The sequence below is a fragment of the uncultured Caulobacter sp. genome, from assembly GCF_937900395.1.
GTDB lineage: Bacteria > Pseudomonadota > Alphaproteobacteria > Caulobacterales > Caulobacteraceae > Caulobacter.
On sequence record NZ_CALCDX010000057.1, the window covers coordinates 1 to 5,340 of the forward strand.

The window sequence follows — 5,340 nt, forward strand, 5'->3', positions numbered from 1 at the left end:
GCCCGCTCGACCTTGCGCATGCCCTTGCCGCCGCCGCCGGCCACGGCCTTGATCAGCACCGGATAGCCGATCTTTCGGGCCTCGGCCGTGAGGCGTTCGACCGATTGATCTTCACCGAGATAGCCGGGCGTGGTCGGCACGCCGGCCTTGATCATCACCGCCTTGGCGGCGTCCTTCAGGCCCATGGCGCGGATCGCCGAGGGCGGCGGACCGATCCAGGTCAGGCCCGCGTCGATCACGCTCTGGGCGAAGTCGGCGTTCTCGGACAGGAAGCCATAGCCGGGATGGATGGCGTCCGCCCCCATCTGCTTGGCGGCCGCCAGGATCTTGCGCGGGTCGAGATAGCTGTCCTTGGCCGGCGCGGGTCCGATCAGGATGGCCGCGTCGGCCTCCATCACGAACGGCGCGTCGGCGTCGGCTTCCGAGTAGACGGCGACCGTCCGCACGCCCAGTTCCCGGGCGGTGCGGATGATGCGGCGAGCGATCTCGCCGCGATTGGCGATCAGGACGGAAGCGATCAAGCGGGGACCTACATCTGTGTGAGGGTGAACAGCATCAACGCCGTGATCAGCATGGCGAAGGCGAAGACGCTCATGAACCAGACGACCAGCGTCTTGAAGATGGCCCCCACGACGGTCGAGCCGTAGCCGCCGCGCAGAGTCTGGAAGAGGTTGATCGGCGTCCAGAAGGTCAGGATGGCGAACCAGGGACCGATAAGGGACGCGGGCAGCACCATGCCGATGGCGTTGGTCAGGAACGCGAACGACAGCAGGTTCGTCGCCACCAGCAGGTGATCGTAGATGTAGAACTGCCGACGGTTCACATAGACCAGCGCCAGGCTGAGGCCGATAATCGGCAGCAGCAGCACGGCCAGGCGGTGGGCCCAGCCGAACATAACCAGGATGTAGTAGTCGGGGTTGGCGATAGCCTTGGCCAAGCCTTCCTTGAACCCATTGGCCAAGCCATGGCCCTTGGAGGTCTCGCCAAGATCTATGTCGGCCTTGACCTCCTTGTGGGCCTCGCCGCCTGGCGTGACCACATTGAAGTGCTGGCCGCCGATATTGGCTTCGCCAATCTTCCGGCTGTTTTCATCGATGGCGCCAACGTCCTGCAGGTCCAACCCGCGGATCTGTTCGGCGGCGTCCTGGCCGCGCTTCTCGATCTTGGCCTTGGCTTCGGCGGCGGCGTTGGGGTTCTTCTCCAGCGCGTCGGCCTCGGCGATCTTGGCTGCGTAGCGATCCTGGGCCTTCTTGACCCTCTCGTCGTAGTCCGCGGCGATCTCGGCCTTGTTCGCCCCCTCCTCCTTGAGCGCCTCGTCACGCACTTCGGCGGCGGCGCTGAGGCGGCTGTCGCGGGTCTCCACGGCGTCCTTGCGCATCTCGTCGGCCTTGGCCTTGCGGCCGGCGGGCGTGGCGAGCGCCGCGATCTCTTTCTCTTCCTTGAGCTCGATCTCGTGGCGAATGTTGTGGATCGCGTGCTCGGCCGCGAAGATGAACAGCAGCAGGGCCACCAGGAAGGTGCGGAACGGCGGCGCGTGCCGCGCGATCCGACCTTCCATCAGGTCCTTGGCCAGGACGCCTGGCTTGAAGAACAGCAGCGGCAGCGTGTTGGCCAGGCGACCATCGAGGTGGAACATCCCCTCGATGGTCTCCCAGATCAGGTGCAAGATGGAGCGGTGATGCGTGTCGGCGTTCTGGCCGCACGAATAGCAGTACCACCCCTCCAGGGGCGTGCCGCAGTTCTTGCAAGGTTCGCCCTTGTGCGGGAACGGCTTCTTCTTCGACCGGGTGAAGCTCCCCGCCGAATCCGCCGCCGCCGCTTCCAGTTCCGCGCCTGTCACCACGCCCACATCCCCCTGGTTGAGTCTATTCAGCCCAGGTCGGTTTACGACGCGCGAGGAAGGCGCGCACGCCTTCTTGTCCCTCTTCCGAGACGCGGCGACGCGCGATGCGGCGCGCGGTCTCTTCCACCAGGCCTTTGTCGAGTTTCTGACCAGCAAAGTCGTTGACCAGGGCCTTGGCGTCGCCGATCGCGCCGGGCGCGCAGGGAACCATCTCCTCGATCAGGGCGTCGCGGGCGGCTTCCAGGCCCGCCACATCGTCGAACACCTCGTCGACCAGGCCGTAGCTCCAGGCGGCGTCGGCGTCGAAGACGCGAGCGGTGGCGAACAGCAGTTTGGCGGTGCGCGGACCGAGAGCGGCGATCACGTAGGGGCTGATCGTCGCCGGGGTCAGGCCCAGCTTCACTTCCGAGAACGAGAACTTGGCGTCGGCCGAGGCCAGGGCGTGGTCGCACGCCGCCACCAGGCCGGCGCCGCCGCCATAGGCCGCGCCCTCGACCAGGGCCACGGTCAGGGCCGGGATGTCGTGCAGGGCCTTGAGCATATGGGCCAGCTCAAGCGCGTCCTCGCGATTGTCGTCCTCGTCCCACTCGACGGCGTCGGCCATCCAGGAGAGGTCCGCGCCGGCGCTGAACGTTCCGCCGACGCCGCGCAGGAACACCACGCGCACGCCCTCGGCCCCGTGCAGGGTCTCGAAGGTCTGGCGCAGGGCCGCGATGGTCGCCGCGTCGAAGGCGTTCTTCTTCTCAGGGCGATTGATCCAGACGGTGACCGCGCCCTCGGGCGTGCTCTCCATGTGGACCAGCGGGCTCATCGCGTCGGTGTCGGGGACCTCGACGATGGGATCGGCGATGGGGTTGGTCATGGGGGCTACTCCTTTGGGACGCTACATCCGGAAGACGCCGAAGGTCGTCTCCGGGATAGGGGCGTTGAGACTGGCCGAGATTGCAAGCCCCAGAACGTCCCGCGTTTGAGCCGGGTCAATGATGCCATCGTCCCATAGGCGTGCGGTGGCGTGGTACGGATTGCCCTCGTCCTCATAGCGCTGGCGGATCGGCGCCTTGAAGGCCTCGGCCTCCTCCGGCGTCCACTTGGCCGCGTCGCGATGGACAGTGGCCAGCACGCTGGCGGCCTGCTCGCCGCCCATCACCGAGATGCGGCTGTTGGGCCAGGTGAACAGGAAGCGCGGGCTGTAGGCGCGGCCGCACATGCCGTAGTTGCCGGCCCCGAAGCTGCCTCCGATCAAGACCGTGAACTTTGGAACCTCGGCCGAAGCGACGGCCGTGACCAGCTTGGCGCCATCCTTGGCGATGCCGCCGGCCTCGTACTTGCCGCCGACCATGAAGCCCGAGATGTTTTGCAGGAAGACCAGCGGGATCTTCCGCTTACAGGCCAACTCGATGAAGTGCGCGCCCTTCAGCGCGCTCTCCGAGAACAGCACGCCGTTGTTTGCCAGGATCGCCACGGGCTGGCCCCAGATACGCGCGAAGCCGCAAACCAGCGTCGTACCGTACAGCGCCTTGAACTCGTCGAACCTGGAGCCGTCGACGATGCGGGCGATCACCTCGCGCACATCGTAGGGCGCGCGGACGTCCGTCGGCACGACGCCGTAAAGTTCCTCGGGGTCGTACAGGGGCGGCTCGGCCTCGGTCAGGACCAGCTGGTCGGGCTTGGTGGTGTTCAAGTTCGCGACGATCGAGCGGACGATCTCCAGCGCGTGCTCGTCATTCTCGGCGACGTGGTCGACCACGCCCGAGCGACGGCCGTGGGTCTCGGCGCCGCCCAGCTCCTCGGCGCTGATGACCTCACCGGTCGCGGCCTTCACCAGCGGCGGACCGGCCAGGAAGATGGTGCCCTGATTGCGGACGATGACGGTCTCGTCGCTCATCGCCGGGACATAGGCGCCGCCGGCCGTGCATGAACCCATGACGCAGGCGATCTGCGGAATGCCCGCCGCGCTCATCCGCGCCTGGTTGAAGAAGATGCGGCCGAAGTGGTCGCGGTCGGGGAAGACCTCGGCCTGGTGCGGCAGGTTCGCGCCGCCGCTGTCGACCAGATAGACGCACGGCAGGCGGTTCTGCTGAGCGATCTCCTGAGCGCGCAGGTGCTTCTTCACCGTCATCGGGAAATAGGCGCCGCCCTTTACCGTGGCGTCGTTGGCGACGATCATCACCTCTCGGCCGGACACCCGGCCGACGCCGCAGATGATCCCCGCCCCCGGGGCTTCGCCGCCATAGAGATCGCAGGCGGCCAGTTGGCCGATCTCCAGGAAGGGCGAGCCGGGATCCAGCAGGCGCTCGACCCGCTCGCGGGGCAGCAGCTTGCCGCGCGAGGCGTGGCGCTCGCGGGCGCTCTCCGGACCACCCAGCGCCGCCTCGGCCACCTTGGCGCGCAGTTCGGCGACCAAGGCGCGATTATGCGCGGCGTTGCGGGCGAAGGCGTCGCTGGACGCGTCGATAACGGAGTTCAACTTCGGCATGACCGACGCTTAGCCTTTTCCACCCATCCCCGGAAGTCGGAGTTTTTTGGACCCCGAAGCCGAAGATTCAGAGCCAAAACCGTTCTTAGACACTTTAACTTCCAACGCAATGATTGCGCCTGAACGCGCAGCTGGGGTCAAGCCTGCCGATCACGCGAGGCCGTTTACAGCTTCGCCCTGGCGGCTCTACGGTCCGCGCCGTGGAAACGCCCCTGCCCGATGACTCGGCCCTAGCGCGCCTGTTCGCCCGCGAGCGGCGAAACGGAACGGCGGCGTGGTTCTCGTTGCCCGGCGGCGCGACCCTGTTCGAGCCGGGCGAAGCGGCCGACCAGCTCTACTTCCTGAAGACGGGCCGCCTGGGCGCCTTCCGCCGCGAGCCCGGTCAGGAACCGCAGTTCCTGGGCCTGATCCGCCCCGGCGAGCCGGCCGGCGAGATGGCGATGATCGGCGACACCGCCCACTCCGCCAGCATGGTCGCCCTGCGCGACAGTGAGATGCTGGCCATGCCCCGCGACGTCTTCTTCGAGGCCGCCGAGGAAGACCCCAGCGTCCTGCTGGAGCTGTCGCGGCTGATGATCCTTCGGGCGCGGCAGGCGCGAAGTCAGCCGGCCGTGGGCGATCCGTCGGTGTTCGGCTTCATCGCTGTCGAGCCCGGCGCGCCGATCCGGCCGATCGTCGAGCGCCTGGGCCGCTGTATCGAGAACCTCGGTTACACCGTCACCGTCGAGGGCGGCGAGGCGCTGCTGGCCCCGACCGAGTGGTTCGGCAATGTCGAGCACGCCCACGACTTCGTCCTCTATGTCGCCGAGGCCGACGAGACCGCCTGGAAGCACGTGGTCGGCCGGCAAGTGGACCGCCTGTTCCGCGTGGGGCGCGGAGACCGTCCTCCGCCCACGGTGATCCCCAGCTACGCCTCGGGCCCCCTCCAGGCCCAGCGCCTTGTCGATCTGATCCTGCTGCAGTCGGCCAGCCTTGCTCGCCCCAGCGGGTCGGAGGCCTGGGTCGCCGCGACCCAGCCCGC

At 67.5% G+C, this 5,340-nt stretch carries 5 protein-coding genes; 1 reads left to right on the top strand and 4 read right to left on the bottom strand.

The genetic code is table 11. The features are described 5' to 3' along the window. From Q0379_RS05180 to Q0379_RS05195, 4 genes are all read right to left on the bottom strand, one after another. The coding region (locus tag Q0379_RS05180) for a biotin carboxylase N-terminal domain-containing protein (RefSeq protein ID WP_299005214.1) at positions 1-521 on the bottom strand (521 nt) is incomplete at its 3' end. Between the two features lie 8 nt (positions 522-529). Further along, on the bottom strand, positions 530-1,843 hold the full coding sequence (locus Q0379_RS05185) for a DUF3667 domain-containing protein (RefSeq protein WP_299005216.1): 1,314 nt from the start codon (positions 1,841-1,843) through the stop codon (positions 530-532). 22 nt (positions 1,844-1,865) lie between these two features. Continuing rightward, complete coding sequence (locus tag Q0379_RS05190) at positions 1,866-2,705, bottom strand: enoyl-CoA hydratase-related protein (protein WP_299005219.1); 840 nt, start codon at positions 2,703-2,705, stop codon at positions 1,866-1,868. Between the two features lie 21 nt (positions 2,706-2,726). Beyond that, positions 2,727-4,319, bottom strand: a complete 1,593-nt coding sequence (locus Q0379_RS05195; RefSeq protein WP_299005222.1) for a carboxyl transferase domain-containing protein — start codon at positions 4,317-4,319, stop codon at positions 2,727-2,729. A 200-nt stretch (positions 4,320-4,519) separates the two neighbouring features. On the opposite strand from Q0379_RS05195, the gene Q0379_RS05200 reads away from it, so the two are divergent. Further along, positions 4,520-5,340, top strand: an 821-nt coding sequence (locus Q0379_RS05200) for a Crp/Fnr family transcriptional regulator (protein ID WP_299005227.1), incomplete at its 3' end; no start/stop codon positions are given.